General features: G+C 71.2%; 19 protein-coding genes. 8 read left to right on the top strand and 11 right to left on the bottom strand.

Features of this window, described 5'->3' with window-relative positions; genetic code table 11:
• Nucleotides 1-107: 107 nt before the first annotated feature.
• Nucleotides 108-728 carry a DUF305 domain-containing protein gene (locus JK364_RS11935; RefSeq protein WP_201850472.1) on the top strand — a complete coding sequence of 207 codons (621 nt, stop codon included), beginning with the start codon at nt 108-110 and terminating at the stop codon, nt 726-728.
• Between the two features lie 45 nt (nt 729-773).
• Here JK364_RS11935 and JK364_RS11930 read toward each other — a convergent pair whose 3' ends face one another.
• The 5 genes from JK364_RS11930 to JK364_RS11910 all read right to left on the bottom strand — a co-directional run bounded on the left by JK364_RS11930 (nt 774) and on the right by JK364_RS11910 (nt 6,386).
• A complete protein-coding gene (locus JK364_RS11930; protein ID WP_201850471.1) occupies nt 774-2,642 on the bottom strand; it encodes a serine/threonine-protein kinase in 1,869 nt (622 codons plus the stop codon).
• A gap of 378 nt (nt 2,643-3,020) precedes the next feature.
• Entirely contained in the window at nt 3,021-3,803 is a 783-nt protein-coding gene (locus tag JK364_RS11925; protein ID WP_230991777.1) for a polysaccharide lyase family 7 protein, read from the bottom strand.
• A 124-nt stretch (nt 3,804-3,927) separates the two neighbouring features.
• Entirely contained in the window at nt 3,928-4,722 is a 795-nt protein-coding gene (locus JK364_RS11920; protein WP_201850470.1) for an FHA domain-containing protein, read from the bottom strand.
• Nucleotides 4,723-4,905: 183 nt separating this feature from the next.
• Nucleotides 4,906-5,679: an IclR family transcriptional regulator gene (locus JK364_RS57530; RefSeq protein WP_201850469.1), complete on the bottom strand. Its 774-nt coding sequence runs from the start codon at nt 5,677-5,679 to the stop codon at nt 4,906-4,908.
• A gap of 65 nt (nt 5,680-5,744) precedes the next feature.
• On the bottom strand, nt 5,745-6,386 hold the full coding sequence (locus JK364_RS11910; RefSeq protein ID WP_201850468.1) for a TetR/AcrR family transcriptional regulator: 642 nt from the start codon (nt 6,384-6,386) through the stop codon (nt 5,745-5,747).
• Nucleotides 6,387-6,636: 250 nt separating this feature from the next.
• Between JK364_RS11910 and JK364_RS11905 the strand changes: the two genes are divergently transcribed.
• Nucleotides 6,637-7,407: an NADPH-dependent F420 reductase gene (locus JK364_RS11905; protein WP_201850466.1), complete on the top strand. Its 771-nt coding sequence runs from the start codon at nt 6,637-6,639 to the stop codon at nt 7,405-7,407.
• A 53-nt stretch (nt 7,408-7,460) separates the two neighbouring features.
• Here JK364_RS11905 and JK364_RS11900 read toward each other — a convergent pair whose 3' ends face one another.
• Nucleotides 7,461-8,252, bottom strand: a complete 792-nt coding sequence (locus JK364_RS11900; RefSeq protein ID WP_201850464.1) for a 2-keto-4-pentenoate hydratase — start codon at nt 8,250-8,252, stop codon at nt 7,461-7,463.
• A 43-nt stretch (nt 8,253-8,295) separates the two neighbouring features.
• Nucleotides 8,296-9,402 carry a zinc-binding dehydrogenase gene (locus JK364_RS11895; protein ID WP_201850461.1) on the bottom strand — a complete coding sequence of 369 codons (1,107 nt, stop codon included), beginning with the start codon at nt 9,400-9,402 and terminating at the stop codon, nt 8,296-8,298.
• Between the two features lie 178 nt (nt 9,403-9,580).
• Between JK364_RS11895 and JK364_RS11890 the strand changes: the two genes are divergently transcribed.
• Nucleotides 9,581-11,017, top strand: coding sequence for an aldehyde dehydrogenase (NADP(+)) (locus tag JK364_RS11890; RefSeq protein ID WP_201850460.1), 1,437 nt, complete (start codon nt 9,581-9,583; stop codon nt 11,015-11,017).
• Between the two features lie 111 nt (nt 11,018-11,128).
• Here JK364_RS11890 and JK364_RS11885 read toward each other — a convergent pair whose 3' ends face one another.
• The gene (locus JK364_RS11885) at nt 11,129-12,352 is read right to left on the bottom strand and encodes an alpha-hydroxy acid oxidase (RefSeq protein WP_307841236.1); all 1,224 of its coding nucleotides are present in this window, start codon (nt 12,350-12,352) and stop codon (nt 11,129-11,131) included.
• Between the two features lie 253 nt (nt 12,353-12,605).
• Between JK364_RS11885 and JK364_RS11880 the strand changes: the two genes are divergently transcribed.
• From JK364_RS11880 to JK364_RS11860, 5 genes are all read left to right on the top strand, one after another.
• A complete protein-coding gene (locus JK364_RS11880; protein WP_201850459.1) occupies nt 12,606-13,379 on the top strand; it encodes an SDR family oxidoreductase in 774 nt (257 codons plus the stop codon).
• Nucleotides 13,380-13,430: 51 nt separating this feature from the next.
• Nucleotides 13,431-14,804 (top strand): MFS transporter, encoded by a 1,374-nt coding sequence (locus JK364_RS11875; protein WP_201850458.1) that lies wholly within the window; start codon nt 13,431-13,433, stop codon nt 14,802-14,804.
• A gap of 58 nt (nt 14,805-14,862) precedes the next feature.
• A complete protein-coding gene (locus tag JK364_RS11870) occupies nt 14,863-15,690 on the top strand; it encodes an N-acyl homoserine lactonase family protein (RefSeq protein ID WP_201850456.1) in 828 nt (275 codons plus the stop codon).
• A 78-nt stretch (nt 15,691-15,768) separates the two neighbouring features.
• Complete coding sequence (locus JK364_RS11865) at nt 15,769-17,058, top strand: hydroxyacid-oxoacid transhydrogenase (protein WP_201850454.1); 1,290 nt, start codon at nt 15,769-15,771, stop codon at nt 17,056-17,058.
• A 9-nt stretch (nt 17,059-17,067) separates the two neighbouring features.
• A complete protein-coding gene (locus tag JK364_RS11860) occupies nt 17,068-17,508 on the top strand; it encodes an FmdB family zinc ribbon protein (protein WP_201850452.1) in 441 nt (146 codons plus the stop codon).
• A gap of 3 nt (nt 17,509-17,511) precedes the next feature.
• Here the strand turns inward: JK364_RS11860 and JK364_RS11855 are convergent, their stop codons facing one another.
• The 3 genes from JK364_RS11855 to JK364_RS11845 form a co-directional block, all read right to left on the bottom strand.
• Nucleotides 17,512-18,531 carry an LLM class flavin-dependent oxidoreductase gene (locus tag JK364_RS11855; protein ID WP_201850450.1) on the bottom strand — a complete coding sequence of 340 codons (1,020 nt, stop codon included), beginning with the start codon at nt 18,529-18,531 and terminating at the stop codon, nt 17,512-17,514.
• Nucleotides 18,532-18,598: 67 nt separating this feature from the next.
• Entirely contained in the window at nt 18,599-19,735 is a 1,137-nt protein-coding gene (locus JK364_RS11850; RefSeq protein WP_201850448.1) for an LLM class flavin-dependent oxidoreductase, read from the bottom strand.
• 360 nt (nt 19,736-20,095) lie between these two features.
• Entirely contained in the window at nt 20,096-21,400 is a 1,305-nt protein-coding gene (locus JK364_RS11845; RefSeq protein WP_201850446.1) for a flavin monoamine oxidase family protein, read from the bottom strand.
• Between the last annotated feature and the right edge of the window lie 136 nt (nt 21,401-21,536).

Below are 21,536 nucleotides of genomic sequence, written 5' to 3'. Positions count from 1 at the left end.
AGGAGAACGCACAGCCCGGCAGGGCGGCCCCGCCCTGCCGGTGGGCGGAGCCCCGTGACGGGGGGCTCCGCCCACGCCCATGCCCGCGAGTGACGAGGGGAGTCGACATGACAGCGGCCACGGCCGCGCGGCGCGCGGCGTCCGTAGCGGTGGGGGTGGTGCTGGTGGTGCTGCTCGCCGCGGGATGCGGCGGGGGCAGCGGGAAGCCGTCGGGCGAGGCACGGTCGACGTCGGCGGCGCGGCACCCCGCCACGCGGGCGCCGAGCGGGCAAGCGACGTCGGGGACGTTCAACTCCAGCGACATCGGCTGGATCCAGCTGATGATCGCGATGGACGACCAGGCGGTCCGCCTGCTGGACCTGGTCCCGGGCCACTCCTCCGAGGCGGGGGTGGAGAAGTGGGCGAAACCGGTGGCCACCGCCTGTCGCGGCGAACTCGTCCGGCTGCGAAAGCTGCTCGTCCGGGCGGGCGTACCCGACACCAATCCCCACGAGGGGCACGACATGCCCGGCATGGTGACGGAGGACGAACTGCGCACCATCGAGCGGGCGAAGGGCACCGCCTTCGACGCGCTCCTCCTCGCGGCGATGCGCGAACATCTCGACCAGGCGGCGAAGATCGCCCACTCGGAGCGCTCGGCCGGCGCCGACCCGGCCACCAGGAAACTGGCCGCGAGCGTGGAGCGGACATCGCACACCTGGCGCGCCCGCCTCCCCAGGGCGGCGTGAGGCCGCCGGTCGATATGAGGCCGCCGTCGGCGCCGTCGTGACGGTTCAGGCAGGTGGCAACGTTGCGGCGGCCGACCCGGCGAGGTCGGTGGCCAGTTCACAGGGCTTTCCCTTGCGGCCCGCCCCCTTGAGGACGAGGGCCACCCGCTCGGTGCCCTCCACCCGGTCCAGGCCGGTGTACTCACGGTGGACCACCTCGACGCGGCAGCTCCCCGGGCCCTCGTCCTCCGGCAGCACGATGGCCTGGTGATCGCTGAGCTTGGTGGACCGGGCGCCCTTGTCGCGCGGCAGATCGCCCTGGTCGAAGCGCAAGTCCACCTCGAACGCGCGAGTGGTGGACTTCCACTGGCACTCCCAGCGGCCGAATCCGACGTCCGGGTCCCGGGCGTCGATCCCCGGCACCTTCTCCAGCGCCTTGACGTCGAGCAACGTACACGCGTCCAGGTGTGCCAGCGAGCTGGACGGAAAGTCCGGGGAACGCCGTGGGATCTCACCGCGGTTGAGCACCTTGACCGCGACTCCCGCGGCGCGATCGGCGGTGTCGCACAGCGGCTCCTTGATCTCGTCGGGCTGTCGCGCCGCCGCGGTGACCCGGAGGCTGTTGTCGCGGGCGCCGGTCACCGCCACGGCCCGCTCGCACTCGTCGTCCTCGGCGGTGCGCTCCACGACGGTGACCCTGCCCTCGGTCTTCCTCGCCACGCCCTCCGGCAGCGAATCGGCGTCGAGCTCCACCCTGATGTCCACGACCTCCTCGCTCCGCTCCTTCAGGAGGATGTCGCACCGGTTGAAGTTGCCGTAGTCACGGTCGAGTTTGGCCTCGTCGTACCGGTGGAACACGGTGGCGTTCAGCAGGGCGCAGGGGTCGGCCGTACGGGGGTCGCCGATGAAGCCCGTGGCGGCCGTTTTGTCCGGTGCCGGGTTGGCCTTGTCCCCGTCCTCGTCCCCCAGGCTCATCACGATGAACGGAACGGCGATGGCCAGTGCCGTGACGGCGGCGGCGCCGGCCATGAGTAAAGGGCGCCGTTGGACCAGCGTCGCCGTGCGGCGCGGCGGCCCTGCCACCGGGGCCTCACCGCGCGTCAGGACGTCCGTGTAGGGCGTGGTCGACGGGGCCATCGGGAGGGTCGGGAACTGGTCCGGGGGCCCCGCGATGTCCGCGAGGGCGGTGAGCGCCTCGGCTGCGGTGGGCCGGGCCCCGGGGTCGCGCTGGAGCATCGCGGAGAGGATGGATCCGAGCGGCCCGACCTGGGGGCTGATGGCCTCCATCCGGACCGCCCGCCCGGCGCCGCGCATCGGCGGAGTCCCGGTCACCAGCCAGTGCATCGTGGCACCGAGCGAGAACACATCGGACGCACGCTCGGGCGCGCCCCGGAACGCCTCGGGGGCGGCGAAGAAGGGGGTGAGGCTGACCGGCCCGTTGGGCGTGATCGTCTCACTGCCGTCCACCCGGTACGCGGCCCCGAAGTCGGTCAGCTTGGCCACCCTGTCGGGGGTGATCACGATATTGCCGGGCTTGACGTCGCAGTGCACGATGCCCTTGTCGTGCAGGGCCGCCAGCGCGGCCGCGATCTGTGCGCCGATGTGTGCCGCGAGCTCGGGGGCCAGCTTCACCGGGACGTCCAGGCTGCCGCCGGTCACATGCTCCATCACCAGCCAGAACGTGGCGTTCCTGCCCTTGCCCGCGCGGACGGCGTCGTAGAGGGTGACCACGTTCGGGTGGCTGAACTTCGCCAGAGCGCGGGCTTCGGCCAGCAACTCGTCGAAGTCGGCCTGACCGTTGCCCTCGAGCAAGGCCCGCTTGAGGACGACGGACCGGCCCAGCTCCGTGTCGACGGCGAACCAGACCGCGCCTCTCCCTCCCTCGACGGGCCCCTTGGTGAGCCGGTACTTGCCGACCTTCTCCCCCCGCCGCACGACGACACTCCCCTCCTGCGAGACCGGAACCGCTGCTGTCTGCCGTTAGCGCACGCGGATCGAACTTACTGCGTACGCGGAAAGACACGTACCGATCGCGGCGTTCGTGAGGGCGGTGCGGGGCTCGGTGTGCGCCGGAGGCGCGTGGGACCTGGCCGGTTGAGAGGGGAATTCACCCACCACTCCAGAAATCTTCACCTTTGTGGAGGTTGCGGTGTTGCGGAAGCACATGCGACGGGGGCAGGCGCCACGGTCACATGCCATCGGTGCGCGTCGCGTCGGTGAGTCGGCGCGTCGGTGAGTCGGCGCGTCGGTGAGTCGGCGCGTCGGTGCCGGGCCTCCCCGCGACGGGTGGGACCCGGCACCGCGTCCCCCTGGTCAGGAGTGGGTGACCTCGATGCCGGATATGTGGACCTCACCGTAGTTGTCATCCTCGCAGGGGTCCGAGTTGTCGCAGTTGGCCTGCGTGTACGCCCCCGCCTTGAAGTAGTTGGTGTCGCCGTCGGAGGAGATCGTGGTCTCACGCTCCCCGTTGTAATAGGCGGTGATCTTCCCGTTCCGCGCCACGAACTTGGCCTCGAACTCGGTGCCCAGCTCATAGTCGTCGGTGACGAGGTGGTGGTGGGCGTCGTCGCCGTCGGTGATGTAGAGCTTGCTGCCTTCGAGGCGGAAGACCGTGACATCGTCGTCCCCGCCGTGGATCTGGGCGCCGACCAGGTGCGGCTTCTCCTTGGGGAGCGCGGTGAACGCCTCCTTGACCACGAGGGTGTGGGTGCCCTCGGTGGTCGACCACGCGGCCTCCTCCTCCCCGTCGTCGGTCATCTCCCGCAGCTCGGCGCGCGGGTAGCTGGAGCCGCCCGTCGTCACGCCGTTGACGGCGGACCGGAACTGGACCGCGTCGCATCCCCCGGTGACCTGGAACCAGGGCTTGGCCGAGAAGGTGGCGAGATCGGGCTGGGTGATGTCGGTCGGGTCCTCGTCCTCACCGGTGGGCAGGGTCAGCTTCCAGTTGGTCAGATCGAGGACGTCGGCGGGGTACTCGCACTGGGCGGCCGGGGTGTGGTCGCGGGCGGGGATGTCGGCCCGCGCCGGGAGCGCGAGGGCGGCCGTCGTGGCGGCCACGGTGCTGCCCGCGAGGACGACGATGCGCATGCACCTCATGAGGGTGCTCCTTCCTGTTCGTTCGGCGACAGGCATGATTCGCCGCCGTTTCCGGGACGGGTCCCGGAAACGGGTCCCGGAAACGGGTCCCGGAAACGAGGCGGGCAGCGCGGAGTGGCTCGGGCTACGCCTCCGGCGCGGGATCGGGCCAGAGGGCGTCGTCCTCGATGAGGTCCAGATCGGGGGGTACGAGCGTGGTGGACTCCACCAGCCCCTTGAGCAGGTTGTGCAGCAGCCCGTTGTCGGCGGGGCGGCCCTGCGACTTGTCGTGCATCACCGGGTATCTGAAGCCGGTGCTGTGCAGCCGGCGGCGTACGGCCTCGACGCGGTACTCGATCTTGCGCTCGTTCCAGCCCGCGCCCGTGCGGAGGTAGCCGAGCTGCTTGGCCGCCGTGGCGTACGTCAGCGGGCGCGGATCCTCCTCGTACAGCAGATACCGCTGGCCGAGGACGACCAGCAGCAGCCGTTCGTCGTCGTCGAGCGGCCAGATCTCCGGCCGGAGCGTCTCGGCGCGCCGCCGCGACACCGGGCCCTGGTCGTCGTGGCCCGCCACATAGAGCTCGACCAGGTGCTCACGGTAGCCGGAGCCCTTGACGAAGAGCGGGGTGTAGCCGGTGTCGAGCGGGATCGGCTCGGTGCTGAGGTGCATCATCGTGCCGCGTGGCAGCCGGACGAGCTGCCGCCCGGTGTTCCGCAGCCACCACTGCCCCTGGCGGTACGTCAGCTCGCCGTGGCGCCGGCTCACCCGGAGGTCGTCCACACCGACGCCCAGATCCACATCCGGCTTCTCGCCCCGCCCGAAGCGGACCGTCAGCCCCGGCCGGGGCGGGGCGCTGAGGTCGCCGGTCACCGTGCGGGCGTGCAGCATGCCGGGCGTGCTGGGCGCGACTCCGCGCGCGAGGCTGGCGGAGAGGGGCATCGGCGGTCTCCTCGGTTCGGGCGGCTCTCGACACGCGCGCGGGCACGCACCCACACCCACCAGGGTCCGCGCCCTCCTCCGGGACCCGTCCCGAAGCAGGCCCGTACGACGGGAGGATGGCTCGTGCGACGGGAGGATGGCCCGTACGACCGGAGGATGCCCCGTCGCGCGGGCCTCATCCGCCTACGACGGCACGCTCGCCCCCAGGCGTCGCGCCATGGCCTTCGCGCCGCCCTGGACCAGCTCGACGTAGTGCTCCTTTTCCGCGTCGCCCCACCGCGGGGTGGGCACCGAGATGCTCATGGCCGCCACGCAGTTGCCGAGGCGGTCGTGTACCGGGGCGGCGACGCAGGCCGCGTGGTCGTTGGACTCGCAGAACTCCTCGGTCCAGCCGCGCTCACGGGCCGTTTCGATTTCGGACAGCAGCCGCTCGCGTGTGGAGATGCTGTTGGAGGTCATCTGCCGCAGCGCCTCGTCGTTCGGGAACAGCTCATCGAGTTCCCGCGCCGAGAGGGCGCTCAGCAGGGCCTTTCCGCCCGCGGTGCAGGAGGCGGGCAGACGGCTTCCCACCTGGGACACCAGCCGGACCGAGTACTTGCTGTCGATGCGCACGACGAACACCGCGAACCCGCCGTCCCGCACGACGACCTGGACCGTTTCGCCGCATGCCCGTGCCACCTCGCCGGCGCACTCCCGGCCCACGGTGGCGAGGTCGAGCCCGCGTTCGTAGCCGGCGCCGAGACGCAGGGCGCTGAGCCCTATCGCGACGCGTCCGGTCTCCTTGGCGATCGTCACATAGCCGCGGTCGGCCAGCGTGTTGACGAGTTCGTGCGTGGTGGCACGGGGCAGGCCGAGGTGTTGGGTGATCTCCGGAACCCGTAGCCCCTCGTCCTGGTCGATGAGCAGCTCCAGGATGTCCAGACCCCGGCGAAGGGCCGGAGCGGTGAGACGCGCCACGATGGCCTCCCAGCACACGTTTCAGCGGAACACGTTTCCGCGGACGATGTCCAAAATATCAGACACTATGCTCCGGTGTCCGCGTGGGGCGCCGGCTCGGGCAGTGGCTCGGTGTTGCGGCTGCCGAGCCCGTCGAGGGAGATGCGCAGGAGGCGGCGCCACTGACCGGGGTGACTGTCGTCGGTCGCCTGGACGGCCTGGCTCAGGGAGGTGCTGAGCAGGACGAGATCGGCGGTGGTGACGCCGTCGCGCAGAAGTCCGGCGTCCGCGCAGCGGGTGCGCAGTTCGTCGATGAAGGCGTCGCGGTACCGGGCGCATACGCGCGAGGGGGCGCCGGTGGCGGTGTAGCTCTCGACGAGGGCGCGATTGCGGGCCTGGTTGGTGAGGGTCTGTTCGAAGAAGCCGGTCAGGGCCTCCCAGGGGTCCTCGGTCGCGGCCGCCGCCTCATGGGCGGCGGTGAGCCAGGAGGTGAATTCCAGCTCCAGGACGGTGACGAGCAGATCGTCCTTGGCCGGGAAGTGGCGGTAGAGCGTGCCCATGCCGACGCCGCTGCGCCGGGCGATCTCGCGGACATCGACGGCGCAGCCCTGTTCGGCGAAGACCACACCGGCCGCCTCGATGATCGCGGCGCGGTTTCGCTCGGCGTCCGCCCGGCGGGCGCGCCTGGCGGGGGGCTGCGTGGGCGTGGACTGGTCGGCGCTGGTCACGGCATTCAGCGTACAGGCGGCTTTACGGAGCACTCGCTCCGGATGTTGCGGAGCACGTGCTCCGGTTGTGTTACCTTCAACGGGAGCATCCGCTCCGGTTTCGGTGGTTCGCGAGGCCCCGGCCGCCGCGCACCCGTTCTCGCCCGGGCCCGGGCCCGGCTCCGAGACCTGAGCCCTGAGACCCGAAACCCGAAACCCGATACAGAAGCGCCCGCGGACCACAGGTCCGTCAGATGAGGAGACCTCTTTCATGGCAACGCTTGGCTTCATCGGCAGCGGCAACATCGGCACGAAACTGGCCCGGCTCGCGATCGCGGCGGGCATCGACGTCGTCCTGTCCAATTCCCGCGGTCCCGAGACCCTGGCCCAGACGGTCGCCGAGCTCGGGGAGCGCGCCCGCGCCGGGACACCCGAGGAGGCGGCCCGGGCGGGCGAGTGGGTGGTGGTGAGCATCCCGTTGGCGGCCTACCGCCGGCTCCCGGCCGCCGCACTGGCGGGCAAGGTCGTGCTCGACACGATCAACTACTACCCGTTCCGCGACGGGGACTTCGAGGAGCTCGACTCGGGCAAGACCACCACGAGCGAGCTCGTCCAGCGACATCTGACCGGCGCGAAGCTCGTCAAGGCGTTCAACAACATCAACGACGGCCACATCCCGGCGCTCGCCCGTCCCACCGGAGCCGCCGACCGCAGCGCCCTGCCGATCGCCGGTGACGACCCGGAGGCGAGGGCGAGCGCCGCCGCCCTGATCGACCGGCTGGGCTTCGACACCGTCGACGCGGGCCCCCTGGCCGAGAGCTGGCGCTTCGAGCCGGACACCGCCGCCTACGTGGTGCCCTACTTCGCCGACATCGACGCGCTGAACGCCGCCAAGGCCAAGATGGCCGAGGAGATCAGGTCCGGCGGCACGTTCCGGACCCGGCCCCCCGCGGACCCGGGCGCCCCGCTGTCCGTGGACCGGCTGCGTACCCTGCTGGCCGAGACGCCCCGTGTTCTCACCGCGGACCGTGCGCTGCGCTGACGCACCCACACACCGACTGGGGCCGCATACGTCCTGGCCCCAGCCCCTGGTGGTCAGTTGACGTCGAGGGCGATCCGGCCCAGCTCACCGAGGTCGGCCACCAGGTGGTCGCCCGCGCTGATCGCCGTCGGTGCGCACAGGGTGCCGCTCAGGACGATGTCCCCGGCTTCCAGTCGCCTTCCACCGCGCAGCAGATGCCGGGCGAGCCATGCCACCGCCTCGGCGGGGTCGCCCATGACGGCGGCCGCGCTCCCCGGCACCGTGCGGGAGCCGATCGTCAGCGTGGCGGCGATCTTCGACAGGTCCAGGGCCGCCGACGGCGCGACCGCGGGGCCCACCATCGCGCGAGCGGCGTTGGTGTTGTCGGCGACGAGCATGGGGAGCGTTCGCGCGCCGCCGCGCCACCGGCTGTCGACGATCTCGAAGGCCGGTGCCACGGCGGCGGTGGCATCGCGGACGTCCCCAGCGGTCACCCGCGGACCGGGCAGCGCCTCGCCGAGGGTGAAGGCCACCTCCACTTCCGCCAGCGGGGCGAAAAGACCGGCCGTGGAGAGGGGCTCACCGTCCTCGAGCAGCCTGCTCGCGAGCAGGTAGCCGGCGGCGGGCTCATCGGCACCGAAGGTCTCCCGCGCGGGCTGCGCCGTGAGGCCGACCTTGTAGCCGATCGCCCGCTCACCGGCCGCGATCGCCAGGTCGTGGGTGGCGCCCTGGACGGCATAGGCCAACTCGATGCCATCGAGCCGATCGGCCACGGCCGAGTCCACCCCCGTCGATTCGACCGCGGCGGCTCCGCCACTCGCCTGCCACAACCGTCGGCCCAGTTCCGCGACCAGTTCCTTGTTCATCGTTCTCCCCTGCCACCGAGTCCGTTCGCGGGCCGGTCCGCACTCACAGCTTAGGACCGGGAACGATCACCGCACGGCCGGTGGCCCCCCGCGCCAGCGCCTCGTACGCCTCGTTGACCGCCGACAGCTCGTACCGTTCGCCCAGCAGCTTGTCGAGCGGCAGCCGGCCGGTCTTGAAGAGCTCGACGAGCTTGGGGATGTCGACCGGTGTGTTGGCCGAGCCGTAGAGGCTGCCGATCAGCCGCTTCTCCTGCTGCACCAGGGGGTTGACGGGCACGGCCGCGGTGGCGCCCACCTTGCCGAGGCCGACGGCGACGGCGGTCCCGCCGGTGCCCACGACCTCGACCGCCTGGGCGAGTGTCTCGGGCCTGCCGACCGCGTCCAGCGACCAGGCCATCGGACGCGGCGAGATCCTGGTGAGCTCTTCGGCGAGGCTGTGCGTGCGGACGTTGACCGCATGGGTGGCGCCCAGCTCACGTGCCTTCTCCAGCTTGGCGTCCACCGTGTCGACGGCGACGATCGGATCGGCGCCGACGAGGCGCAGCCCCATCACCGCGCTCAGCCCGACGCCACCGGCACCGATGACCACGACGCCCTCTCCGGTGGCGTCCTTCATGACGTTCAGCGCGGCGCCGGCCCCGGTCACCACGGCACATCCGGTGATCGCCGCGATCTCCGGCGGAACGTCCGGATCGATCGTGAGGACCGACCGTTCGGACACGACGCATCGCTCGGCGAAGCAGGAGACCCCCATGAGGTGGTGCAGCTTCTCGCCGTTCAGGTTCAGCCGTGACGTGCCGTCGAGCAGACCGCCGGAGGCCGCCTGCACCCGGCCCAGCGCGCACAGGGCGGGGCGGCCGGTGGTGCAGAACTCGCAGTCACCGCACCGCGGGCGCCACAACGTGATGACGGTGTCGCCGGGGCGGACCCGGGTCACCCCCTCCCCCACCCGCTCCACGACGCCCGTCCCCTCGTGCCCGAGCACCGCGGGCAGGCGGACGTTGAGGTCGCCGTTCATGTAGTGCAGATCGCTGTGGCACACCCCGGCGGCGAGCACACGGAGGGTGACCTCGCCCGGTCCGGGGGCGTCGAGCTCGACGTCCTCGACGGTCAACGGCGCACCGGGCCGGTGCAGTACTGCTGCCTTCATGGAGCCACGCCTCACTCTGTCCACCGTGTACGAAACTTCAGACGTTGTCTTACGGGTTGAGTATGTGAGCCCGTCTCGGCGGCCGTCAAGCGCGTTGACGGAGGGGCCGACGCATGTAACTGTGTCTTGAGAGTGAGATTACGTCTCATATATAAGACATGATGAGGGAGCACGCCTGATGACCGATGCGACCAACGCGCTGGAGCTGGTGCGGAAACTCGATGCCGCCACCGGCGCGTTCGAGCAGTGGAGCCGTCTCGAGCCGGCCGACCGCGCCCCGTTCCTCGAAGCCATCGCGTCCGCGCTCGAGGAGGCCGCACCGAAGCTGGTGGCCATCGCGGACGAGGAGACGTCCCTCGGGGAGACCCGGCTGCGCAACGAGATGGTCCGTACGGTGTTCCAGCTCCGGCTCTTCGCCGAGGCGGTGACGCGGGGCGAGTACCTCGGGGCGACGATCGACCGCGCCGACCCCGCGTGGCCGATGGGCCCGCGGCCCGATCTGCGCCGGGTGCTCGAACCGCTCGGCCCGGTCGTCGTCTTCTCCGCGAGCAACTTCCCGTTCGCGTTCAGCGTGGCGGGCGGTGACACCGCCTCGGCGCTCGCGGCGGGCTGCCCGGTCGTGGTCAAGGCCCACTCCGGCCACCCCAGGCTCTCGGCCGCCACGGCGGAGGTCGTGCAGCGGGCGCTGCGGTCCAGCGGCGCGCCCGAGGGGCTCTTCGACGTGGTCTTCGGAACGGAGGCGGGCCGAAAGGCGATCGTGGATCCGCGGGTGAAGGCGGGCGCGTTCACCGGATCGACCGAGGCGGGCCGGGCGCTCTTCGACCTCGCGGGCGGCCGTCCGGAGCCCATCCCGTTCTTCGGTGAGCTCGGCAGCGTCAACCCGGTCTTCGTGACGGAGGCCGCCGCCGAGCGGCGCGGGGCCACGATCGTCTCCGAGTTCGTCGGGTCGTTCACCCTCGGCGCCGGGCAGTTCTGCACCAAGCCCGGCATCCTGCTGGTCCCGGCGTCGGCCAGGCTGGTGGACGAGCTGCCCGGCGCGGTCCCGGACACGCCGCTCACCTTGCTCAACGAGCGCATCCGGACCTCCTACGCGAGTGTGCTGCGGGAGTTGCGCGACACGGCCGGGGTGCGCGTCCTGGTGAGTGGCGACCACGACGGCGCCGATCCGTCCCCGACGGTGCTGTGCACGACCTCGGCCGACCTGCTCCGCGACCCGGAGACGCTCATCCGGGAGGTGTTCGGGCCGACCGCGCTGGTCGTGGAGTACGCGGAGGAGAGCGAACTGCTCGAGGTGGCGAAGGCCATCGACGGACAGCTCACCGCGTCCATCCAGGGCGAGGACGACGACACCGTCGCCGCGGAGTTGATCAGGCTGCTGGCCGCCAAGGCCGGACGTGTGCTGTGGAACCAGTGGCCCACGGGCGTGTCGGTCACCTACGCCCAGCAGCACGGCGGCCCCTACCCGGCCACCACGGCACCGGCCACGACCTCGGTCGGCACCGAGGCCATCCACCGGTTCCTGCGGCCGGTCGCGTATCAGGGTGTGCCGCAGCACCTGCTGCCGCCCGCACTGCGCGACGCGAACCCGCTGGGCGTTCCCCAGCGGGTCTCCTGAGCCGAGATCGGAGCAGAGGGCCCGCCTCCCCCGGCGGGCCCGCTGCCGTTCCCACACCGCTCACGGCATGCGGCCACTCACCTCATACGGCCGCGCACCTCATACGGCCGCTCACGGCATCCGCACGTGATGCCGCGCGATGGCGTCGCTCGCCTTCAGCCCGAGCAGTTGCAGGCTGCGTGAGTACTCCTCGCGCAGGATCGTGACGGCGCGCTCCACGCCCCGCTCGCCACCGGCCATCAGGCCGTACAGATAGGCGCGGCCGATCATGACCGCGTCCGCCCCGAGTGCCCGCGCGGCGAGGATGTCCTGGCCATGGGTGACGCCGCTGTCGAGGATCACCGTGGCGTCGGGGCCGAGCTCCTCGCGGATCTCGGGCAGCACCGTGAGGGTGGCCGGGGTGCGGTCGAGCTGCCGTCCGCCGTGGTTGGACACGACCACACCGTCCGCGCCCGTCTCGATGGCGCGGCGCGCGGCGCGCGGGCTGAGGACGCCCTTGACCAGCAGCCGATGCGGCCAGTTGGCGCGCAGCCACGCCAGATGGTCGTAGTTCAGCGTCGGTTCGAAGACCACGTCGGCCACCCGTACGGCGTCGATCACATCCGTCTCGCCGGTCATGCTGCGCAGCGACGCGAACGTGATCGGGGCCGTGGTCAGCTTGTTGAGCACCCAGGACGGGTAGCGGGCCATGCCGAACAGCGTCCGCAGGGTGAGCGACGGCGGGATCGTGAGGCCGTTGCGCATGTCCTTGGGGTGGCGGCCCGCCACGGGTGTGTCCACGGTGAGGACCACGGTGGTGAATCCGGCCGCGAGCGCGCGGTCGAGGAGTTCCGCGTTGAGGCGCTCGTCGCGGGTCAGATAGAGCTGGAACCAGTGTTCGCCGCCGGGGGCCGCCGCGGCGACGTCCTCGACGGTCGAGGTGCCCACGGTGGACAGCGTGTACGGCAGGCCGTGGCCGGCGGCCACGCGCGCGACCGCCGCCTCGCCCTCGTGGTGCATCATCCGGGTGTATCCGGTCGGCGCGAAGATCAGCGGCATCGCGATCTCCCGGTCGAACACCCGGGTGGACAGGTCCGGATGGTCGACCGGCGACAGATACTCCGGTACGAGTTCGACCGCCGCGAAGGCCGCCCTGTTCCGCCGCGCGGTCAGCTCCGCGTCGGCCGCGCCGTCCACGTAGTCGAACACCGCGCGCGGTGTCGTACGCACCGCCACCTTACGGAGATCGCGGATGCTCAGCGCGGCCCCGAGCCGCCGCTCGACCGGGTTGAGGGTCGGCCGGCGGACTTGCAGAACCTCGCGGAGCTCGGACCACCGGGGTCGCTGCCGCGCCACACGAGGCCGTTTCGGGGCTGCGGACGGCACTGGGGGCTGGGTGACGGTCACGGTCATGCCTCTCGATGTGCGGGTGTCAATGGCCGTTCGACCAGTGACGAGATATTGGATGGTGTCCGAGAAATCGGAGTCTGACTCTCGACTTCGACATGCGTCAAGCCTTGACGCGGCACTCCCCCATGGGCACCATCTGGTTTGCATATAAGACAGCGTCTAATATTTAAGACGGTGCGAGCCGAAAAGGAAAGGTGCCATGCAACTCGGTCTGGCAGGCAAAACCGCTCTCATCTGCGCATCCACGTCCGGTCTCGGCCGGGCGACCGCCCGGGCCCTGGCGGAAGAAGGGGTCAACGTCGTGATCACCGGCCGGTCGGCCGAGCGCGCCAAGGAGGTGGCGGGCGAGCTGCCGCGCGCGGTCGGCGTGGGCTGTGACCTGGTCGCGGACGGCGGCGCCGAGCGGCTCCTCACGGCCGCCCGCGAGGCCGTCGGCGACCTCGACATCCTCGTACTGAACGGGCCGGGCCCCGCGCCGGGACCGGCCCGCGCCACCGACTCCGCCGGGGTCGCACAGGCCATCGCCACGCTGGTCACCCCCCAGGAGATCCTGGTGCGGGGCACCCTGCCGGCCATGGTCGAGAAGGGCTGGGGCCGCATCCTGAGCATCAGCTCGACGAGCGTCCAGGCGCCCCTGCCGAACCTCTCGCTGTCCAACCTCGGACGCGCGGCGCTCGCCGGATACCTCAAAACCCTCGCCGCCGAGGTGGCCGCACAGGGCGTGACGGTCAACTCCCTGCTCCCCGGGCGCATCGCCACCCCGCGGGCCCGGCAGATCGACGAGGCCGCCGCCCAGCGCACCGGACAGCCGCTGGACGAGATCGAGGCCGCGTCCAAGGCCACGATCCCGGCCGGCCGCTACGGCGAACCCGATGAGTTCGGCGCCGCCGCCGCGTTTCTGTGCAGCGCCCAGGCCGCGTACATCACGGGCACCGCCCTCCGGTGTGACGGCGGCCTGGTGCCAACCCTCTGACCCCACCAGAGGGTTCACCCGACTCCCCAAGACGAGAGCAGCGCACCCGCAATGAGCCATATCCCCGTCGCCGACGCGGCACCCGACACCAGAGTCGAAGGACATCACCAGGCATCCCAGGCGGCCATCCGCAGAACGGCCCTGGCCGGAATGATCGGCACCACCATCGAGTGGTACGACTTCTACATCTACGGCCTCGCTGCGGCGCTGGTCTTCGGCACGGAGTTCTTTCCCGACTTCTCGCCGACGGCCGGCACCCTGGCCGCGTTCGGCACCTTCGCGGTCGGCTTCATCGCCCGCCCGCTCGGCGGAGTGATCTTCGGTCACTTCGGGGACCGCGTAGGGCGCAAGAACGCGCTCATGCTCACGCTGTTCCTGATGGGCGCGGCGACCGTCGTCGTCGGCCTGCTGCCGGGCTACCAGACCATCGGCCTCTGGGCGCCCGTCCTGCTGGTCACGCTGCGCTTCCTCCAGGGGTTCGCCGTCGGTGGCGAGTGGGGCGGCGCGGTGACGATGGTCGTGGAGTCCTCGCCACGCGACCGGCGGGGGTTCTACGGGAGCCTGCCGCAGATGGGGGTGCCGCTGGGGCTGGTGCTGTCGTCGACCGTGTTCGCGGTGGTCTCCACGCTGCCCGATGACGACCTCCTCGCCTGGGGCTGGCGCATCCCCTTCCTGCTCAGCGTCGTGCTGATCGCGGTCGGGCTGTTCCTCCGCTCGCGCATCACCGAGACCCAGACGTTCGCCCAGGTGAAGGCGTCGGGGCAGGCGCGCAAGATGCCGGCCATGGAGGCGTTCCGCCACCACTGGAAGGCGATCGCCCTCACCATCGGCATGTACATCTCGGCCGGTGTCCCCTTCTACATCGTCTCGGTCTTCGTGCTGTCCTACGGCTCCTCGCAGCTCGATCTGTCGCGGGGTGTGCTGCTGACCGGGATGCTCATCGCGGCGGTGGCCGAGGGGCTGGCGGTGCCCTGCTTCGGCGCGCTGTCGGACCGCTGGGGGCGGCGCCCGGTGTTCCTGGGCGCCGCCGGATTCGCGGCCGTGCTCGCCTTCCCGTTCTTCTGGCTGCTGGCCGCCGGGCAGACCGGGCTCACCTGGCTGGCCATGCTGCTCGCGCTCGCCGTGGCACACGCGGGGATGTACGCGCCCACGGCGGCGATGTACGCGGAGCTCTTCCCCGCGGACGTCCGCTACACCGGTACCTCGATCGGCTATCAACTCGGCGGTGTGGTGGCCGGGTTCGTGCCGCTCGTCGCGGGCGCCCTGGTCGGCGCGGCCGACGGCGCCTCCTGGCCGATCGCCTCCATCTGGGCGGGCGCGGCGCTCGTCGGGCTGGTGTGCGCGCTCGTCGTCCGCGAATCCCGGGGGTGCGACCTCCAGCCGGAACACGCCCCCGATCACACCAAGTCCGTCCAGACCCCTTGATCCATGACCGCCGCCCGGCGCCCTCGGGCGGCGGCCGTCCCACCGGAGGTGAAGCACTATGACCGCGAAGACCGCGAAGACCGCGAACAAGGTCCACGTCCTGAGCTGCGGAGCGATGAGCTGCGATCTGACGTGGCTGCTGCTCAAGGCGGGCCGTACGATGCGGACGCGCACCGAGCACGAGCGGCCCCCGGAGTGGTACTCCTGCACCACCCACTGCGTACTGGTGGAGACCCCCGAGGGGACGCTGCTGTGGGACACCAGCTGCCCCCGCGACTGGGAGACCCGCTGGGCCCCGACCGGCCTGCAGGAGTACTTCCCCTACGACCAGGTGAGCGAGGAGGAGTACCTCGACGCACGGCTCGGCCAGCTCGGTGTCCAGCCACAGGACATCGACTATCTGGTCCTGTCCCATCTGCACTTCGACCACGCCGGGAACATCGGCATGTTCACCGGCACCGGCGCGCGGCTGGTGTGCCACGAGAAGGAGAAGGAGTTCGCCTTCGGCTTCGAGGGCGCCTTCAACGGTGCCCACCTCAAGACGGACTACGCGGCGGCCGACTTCGACACCGTCAGCGGCGACACCGAGATCCTGCCCGGTGTCACCCTCATCGAGGCCCCCGGGCACACCCCCGGCACCATGTCGATGAAGGTGGACCTGGAGGAGACCGGGACGATGCTGTTCACCTCGGACGCCGTCTACATGGGTGACTCCTACGGCCCGCCGGCCACCCCCGCCGCCATCGTCAACGACCTGACCGCCTGGTACGCCTCGGTGGAGAAGATCCGCGGCATCGCCGAGCGGTCGGACGCCACCGTCGTCTTCGGCCACGACGCCGAGCAGCTGCGCTCGATGCGGCTCGCCCCCGATGGCTTCTACGCTTGATCGTCCGGACCCGGCCGGCGCTCCGAGCCCGGCTCGCCGCGCCGCCGGGACCTATCCCGATCCCCAGGAGGGACGCGTATGAGCAGCACCGTTCCGGCCCGACCCGAGTCCGTGTTCACCTACGGCGCCCCGGCGCTGAAGTTCGGGCCGGGAGCATCCGACGAGATCGGCTTCGACCTCTCCCAGCACGGGGTCCGCCGGGTCCTCGTGATCACCGACGCCGGGGTGGCCGCCACCGGCGCGCCCCACCGCATCGCCGAACGGATGACCGCGTTCGGCATCGAGGCCCATGTCTTCGACGGCGTGCACGTGGAGCCCACCGATATCAGTCTGCGGGAGGCGGTCGACCACGCGCGGGCGTCGGGCCCGTGGGACGCCTTCGTCGCGGTGGGCGGCGGCTCCAGCATCGACACCGCCAAGGCCGTCAACCTGCTCAGCACCAACCCCGGCACGCTGATGGACTACATCAACGCGCCCGTGGGCAGGGCGCTGGCGCCCGAGCACCCGCTCAAACCGCTGGTCGCGGTCCCCACCACCACCGGAACCGGCTCGGAGTCCACCACCATCTGCGTGCTCGACGTGCTGGAGCTGAAGGTGAAGACCGGCATCAGCCACGCCCGGCTGCGGCCCACGCTCGCGGTCATCGACCCGGACCTGACCTTCACCCTGCCCGCCGGGGTGACCGCCGCCAGCGGTATGGACATCCTGTGCCACGCGCTGGAGAGCTACACGGCCCGCCCGTACGACACCTACCCGCGCAAACACCCCGAGCAGCGGGTGCCGTACTGCGGCGCCAACCCCATCTCCGACGCGTGGTCGGAGCGGGCGCTGCACCTGCTCGCGCGGTCCTTCCGTACCGCGGTCCGCGACGGGGACGATCCCGAGGCGCGCTCCGAGATGGCCCTGGCGGCCACCTTCGCCGGTCTCGGCTTCGGCAACGCGGGTGTGCACATCCCGCACGCCAACGCCTACCCGATCGCCGGGCGGGTGAAGGACTTCCACCCGGCCGGCTACCCCGCACACGAGCCGATGGTGCCGCACGGGATGGCCGTCTCGCTCACCGCGCCGGAGGCGTTCCGCTTCACCTTCAGCGCCCAGCCCGAACGGCATCTGCGGGCGGCGGAACTCCTCGCCCCGGGGATGGAACGGCCCGCCGACGCGGCCGAGTATCTGCCCACCGCGATCCAGCGGTTGATGCGTGACATCGGCATGCCCGACGGCATCGGCGGTGTCGGCTACGACAGGGGCGACATCCCCGCACTGGTGGACGGCGCCATGAAGCAGCAGCGGCTGCTGGCCACCGCCCCGCGCGAGGTCACCGAGGACGACCTCGCCGGGATCTTCGACCGCTCGCTGTCGCTCTGGTGAGGAGGACCGATGGCCATCTATGAACTCGCCTGCGAGGCCGGGCACCGCTTCGAGGTGATCCAGTCGTTCACGGCCCCGCTGCCGAACTGCCCGGAGTGCGGGACCGCGACCCGCAAGATCCCCAGCAGCTTCGCCCTCGGCGGCACCGCCGCCGTGCCACCGCCGCCGGAGCGGATGCCGCAGACCTGGAAGGGGACCTACCGCGGCGACCGCGACTACGTCACCGCCATGCGGCGCACCGCCGAGTCCCGGCAGAAGCTGGAGGAGAGGTACCCCGAACTCGCGGGCGACCGGCGGCCGATCGTCGCCCACGAGGGCAGATACGAGGCGGCGCCGTTGCGCGCCGGGGACCCGTTGCCCGCGCCGTCCGAGGGAGCCGGACATGGCCACGGGCACGCGCATGGCCACGGGCACGGACACTCACACCAGCACGGCCACTCTCACACATAACCGCTACGGGGCCGGTCGCCAGCCCAGTGCCGGGGCCAGCTCGGTGGCGATGTCGGTGAGGATCTGGACGTAGTCCTCGTGGTCGAAGGTGAAGGGCAGCGCGAACGCCACCTCCTCGACCTCCCGGAACGCGGCGTGCGAGGTGAGCCGTTCGGCGATGTCCTCGGAGGTGCCGACGAGATCGGGCGCGAACATCATCCGCGCCGGCCCCTGGGGCGTGGCGGTACGCGGCAGCCGCTGCTGGGCGTACCGCTCGTACTTCGCGCGCTGCTCCGGTGAGGCGGTGTCGGTGGGGACGACGACGAGCCCCTGGGAGACACGGGCACGGTCGCCGTCGGGGTGGTGGGCGCGGAAGGTCCGGATGTGCGAAAGCTGGATCTCGGCGAAGTCCTCCGACTCCTCCGCCTTCACCACACTGCTGGTGAGCAGGTTCATTCCATGCTCACCGGCCCACTGGGCCGACCGCAGGCTGCCGCCGCCGTACCACATGCGGCGGCCGAGCCCCGGGGCGTGCGGCTGGACGCGGTCGGAGAACACCTCGAAGCCCTCGACACCCCTGAAGTCGGTGACCCGTTCGCCGCGTACGCAGTCCAGCAGCCGTCGCACCCGCTCGTGGCCGAACTCCTCGGCGTCGGCGGTGTCGGGGTGGAGCGCGCCCTTGACCTGGTCGTAGTGGTTCGGCGGACCGGCGCTGACCCCCGGGTTGAGGCGGCCCCCGGACAGGATGTCGACCGTCGCCAGGTCCTCGGCCAGCCGCAGCGGATTCTCCCATCCCATGGGGATGACGGCCGTGCCCAGTTCGATGCGGCTGGTGCGCTGCGAAACCGCCGCCAGAACGGCCGTCGGAGAGGAGATGCCGTATTGCAGATGGCGGTGGCGCACCCAGGCGCTGTCGAAACCCAGCCGTTCGCCCAGTTCGATGATCTCGAGCGTCGACTCATGGCCCCGGCGGGGGTCGGCCTCGTCGAACAGCCCAATGGTCAAGAAGCCCAGCTTGCGCAGGGGTTTCGAGGTCAGCGGCACAGGATTCCTCCAGCGTCCGCGGCGTACTCCGCCGCACACCATTGCCGTTCCATTGTCGCGGAGCGTTTCACCCGGACAGGGCGGCCGGGGTGGTGGCGGCGCGGTGGGCGAGTTCCTGGCGTACGAGGGGGATCAGGTGGCGGCCGTAGTCGATGGCGTCGTCGAGCGGGTCGTAGCCACGGATGAGCAGGGTGGTGGCGCCGATGTCCACATAGTCCAGCAGCGCCCGGGCGACCGTCTCCGGGGTGCCGACGAGGGCGGTGGTGTTGCCGCCCGCGCCGGTCGCGGTGGCGGTGGGGGTCCACAGCGCCCGGTCGTGGCGGTCGGCCCTGGCGGCGGCCGCGAGGAGCCGCTGTGATCCGGCGTTCTGGGGTGCGCGCTCGCCGTTCCGCTGGTGGAAGAACGGGCGTCCGGTCCCGGTCCTGATGGTGTCCAGGACGCGGTGGGCCCGTTCCCAGGCCAGCTCCTCGGTGGCCGCCAGGATCGGGCGGAAGGACACGCTGATCCCGGGCGCCTCGGCACGTCCGGCGGCCGCCGCGGCGGCGCGTACGGAGGCGATCTGCTCGGCGGTCTCCGCGAGCGGTTCGCCCCACAGCGCGAAGGTGTCGGCGTGTTTGCCACCCACCCGGTAGGCGGCCTCGGAGGAGCCGCCGAAGTACAGCGGGATGCCGGTGGCCCGGTGCGGCAGGACCTGGGAGGAGTAGTCCTCCAACCGGTAGTGGCGGCCCTCGTGGCTGAACGGCTCGGCGGAGGACCAGGCACGCCGCAGGATGCCCAGGTACTCGTCGGTGCGCTCGTAGCGCTCCTCCTTGCCCAGGAAGTCGCCGTCCTTGCGCTGCTCCGCGTCGTTGCCACCGGTGATGGTGTGCACGGCCACGCGTCCGCCGGTGAACTGGTCGAGGGTGGCGAAGCCCCGCGCGGCGAGGGTCGGGGCGACGAAACCGGGGCGGTGGGCGATGAGCAGGCCGATCCGCTCGGTGCGGGCCGCCACATGTGCGGCCACCTGGGTTCCGTCGGGCCGACGGGAGCTGTAGCCGATGAGGATCCGGTCGAAGCCCGCGTCCTCGTGGGCGCGGGCGAAGCGGGTGGTGTACTCCGGGTCGATCGCCGGACCGGTGGCGGGCCGGGTCTCGGAGACCTCCTGGGTCTCGATCATGCCGATGAACTCGACCGACGACGCGAGCGATGGAGCGGATGCGGGCATGGGTCAATTGCCTTTCGGGGCAGGCGAGTTGTACGCGCAGGGAGCGGCGGACACACGCGCACACGGAACGCACGGTGCCGAGGGAGAGAGGTATTCCGGGCCGGGCCGGTGGCAGGAGGTGATCAGCTACGGGTGCCGGGCCTCCGGGGGCGGTGCGACCGCCCGGTCAGCGACAGAGGGCGCTGGAGGTGCGCAGATAGTCCACGTAGCGGCAGAGCACGCCCGGATGCGTTGAATGCATATCCCATATGGTCGTGACCACGAGAGCCGCTGTCAATGGACACCTTTTGGTGTCTCATCCTGCGGAGCTGGACCCGCGTGAGCGGGTGCGCCGCCTTTACTCCGCCTGATGACGGTGGTTCAGGTCGCGGTCCGCCGGAGGTCCACCTGGACCTGGCGGGCCACTCGGGTGCCGCTTTCGATGGCGCCGTCGATGAAACCGGCCCAGATGTTCGCGTAGTCGCTGCTGGCGAAGTGCAGGACTCCGGTGTTCTCCTGCTGGGCGCGGTGGTAGCGGGTGAGCTGGTGGGGCTGCTGGATCAGCCAGGTCTCCTGGGAGTAGGGGTCGGCCATCCAGTCGTGGCCGCCGGCCTCGAGCACCTCGAGGTCGTCGCGCCAGACCTTGAGTGCCGCGTCGATGGCCTGTGGGTCGTTGACGTCGATCCGGGTCGAGTCCGGGCCGAAGGCGACCAGCACGGCGTCGTCCTCCCCGATGAACTCGGTGCGTACGACGGCGAGGGGGTGGGCTTGGGAGGAGTAGGCGAAGAAGGGCTTGATGGGGCCGCGGACCCGGATCCATGCCTTGGCGCCACGGGAGGCGGTCCCCTCCAGGCTGGGGCGGAGCTTGCCGTCCGGCAGCGCGGGGGTGATGTCGAGCTGGTGCAGGACGTTCCGCGGCACGGTGATCACCACACGCCGGGCGGTGATGGTGTCTCCGTCTCCGTAGGTGATCTCGGCGCCGTGGGCGTCGTGGGTGAGGGAACGCACCGGTGCGGACAGGCGGATGTCGGCTTCCGCGTCGGCGGCGATGGCCTCCACCAGGCTCCGGGTGCCACCGGTGAGCCGGAAGATCGCGGATGCCTCGTGCATGAGGTGCCAGGACCCGGCGGTGGCGGCGGTCCAGCGCAGGGCGCTGGTGTAGGCGCACTGGTCGAGCGGGGCGTTGAAGTGGCCGACCCACGCGGCCTCGTTGGCGTTCCGCTCGTCGATGGACAGCTCGAGGTCGTCGAGCATCTCCTGGAGGTTGAACTGGTCGACGTCGGCCAGCCGTGGGACGGTCAGCGGCGCGTTCGGGCGGGGGATCCACTTCATGGTGTCTTCCAGCAGCCGGGTCATGCCCGGGTCGATGAGCCGCATGAAGTCGTCCAGGGTCCCCCGGCGCACCTGGTCCCCGGCGAGCCAGTAGGTCTCCTCCGAGCGGGGGCCACGGGTGATCTCCAGGCCATAGCGGGTGATCTCCGCCCAGACGTGCGGCTGGACCCAGTGCACCCAGGTGCCGCCCATCTCCAGGTCCCGCCCCAGCCGGTGATCGGTCCAGGTCCGGCCGCCGATCCGGTCGCGGGCCTCGAGGACGACGACCCGCGCTCCCTTCCGGCCGAGTTCGCGAGCGGTGATCAGGCCGGCGACTCCGGCCCCGATGACGACGACGTCTGCCTGCCCGGGCAAGTGAGTCCTCCTTCTTAGAGTCCCGACTCCGAGGCGCGTCCACGAAGTGAACGCGACGTTCAGCTCAGCGCGTACGGATAGTGGGCCGCATGCGCCACCCCGCTGTCAAGACCTCGCGCGGCCGCGGCTCCCGGCT

It is taken from the genome of Streptomyces endocoffeicus, assembly GCF_016741935.1.
In the GTDB taxonomy this organism is placed as follows: domain Bacteria; phylum Actinomycetota; class Actinomycetes; order Streptomycetales; family Streptomycetaceae; genus Streptomyces; species Streptomyces endocoffeicus.
Note: the sequence above shows the minus strand (reverse complement) of the source record. Positions and strands in the feature narration are given on the sequence as shown.

Bases quoted from the DNA above. Each gene is read 5' to 3' on its own strand.
- JK364_RS11935 (WP_201850472.1), top strand. From the start codon at position 108: ATGACAGCGGCCACGGCCGCGCGGCGCGCGGCGTCCGTAGCGGTGGGG.
- JK364_RS11925 (WP_230991777.1), bottom strand. From the start codon at position 3,803: ATGAGGTGCATGCGCATCGTCGTCCTCGCGGGCAGCACCGTGGCCGCC.
- JK364_RS11920 (WP_201850470.1), bottom strand. From the start codon at position 4,722: ATGCCCCTCTCCGCCAGCCTCGCGCGCGGAGTCGCGCCCAGCACGCCC.
- JK364_RS11905 (WP_201850466.1), top strand. From the start codon at position 6,637: ATGGCAACGCTTGGCTTCATCGGCAGCGGCAACATCGGCACGAAACTG.
- JK364_RS11900 (WP_201850464.1), bottom strand. From the start codon at position 8,252: ATGAACAAGGAACTGGTCGCGGAACTGGGCCGACGGTTGTGGCAGGCG.
- JK364_RS11895 (WP_201850461.1), bottom strand. From the start codon at position 9,402: ATGAAGGCAGCAGTACTGCACCGGCCCGGTGCGCCGTTGACCGTCGAG.
- JK364_RS11890 (WP_201850460.1), top strand. From the start codon at position 9,581: ATGACCGATGCGACCAACGCGCTGGAGCTGGTGCGGAAACTCGATGCC.
- JK364_RS11880 (WP_201850459.1), top strand. From the start codon at position 12,606: ATGCAACTCGGTCTGGCAGGCAAAACCGCTCTCATCTGCGCATCCACG.
- JK364_RS11875 (WP_201850458.1), top strand. From the start codon at position 13,431: ATGAGCCATATCCCCGTCGCCGACGCGGCACCCGACACCAGAGTCGAA.
- JK364_RS11870 (WP_201850456.1), top strand. From the start codon at position 14,863: ATGACCGCGAAGACCGCGAAGACCGCGAACAAGGTCCACGTCCTGAGC.
- JK364_RS11865 (WP_201850454.1), top strand. From the start codon at position 15,769: ATGAGCAGCACCGTTCCGGCCCGACCCGAGTCCGTGTTCACCTACGGC.
- JK364_RS11860 (WP_201850452.1), top strand. From the start codon at position 17,068: ATGGCCATCTATGAACTCGCCTGCGAGGCCGGGCACCGCTTCGAGGTG.
- JK364_RS11850 (WP_201850448.1), bottom strand. From the start codon at position 19,735: ATGCCCGCATCCGCTCCATCGCTCGCGTCGTCGGTCGAGTTCATCGGC.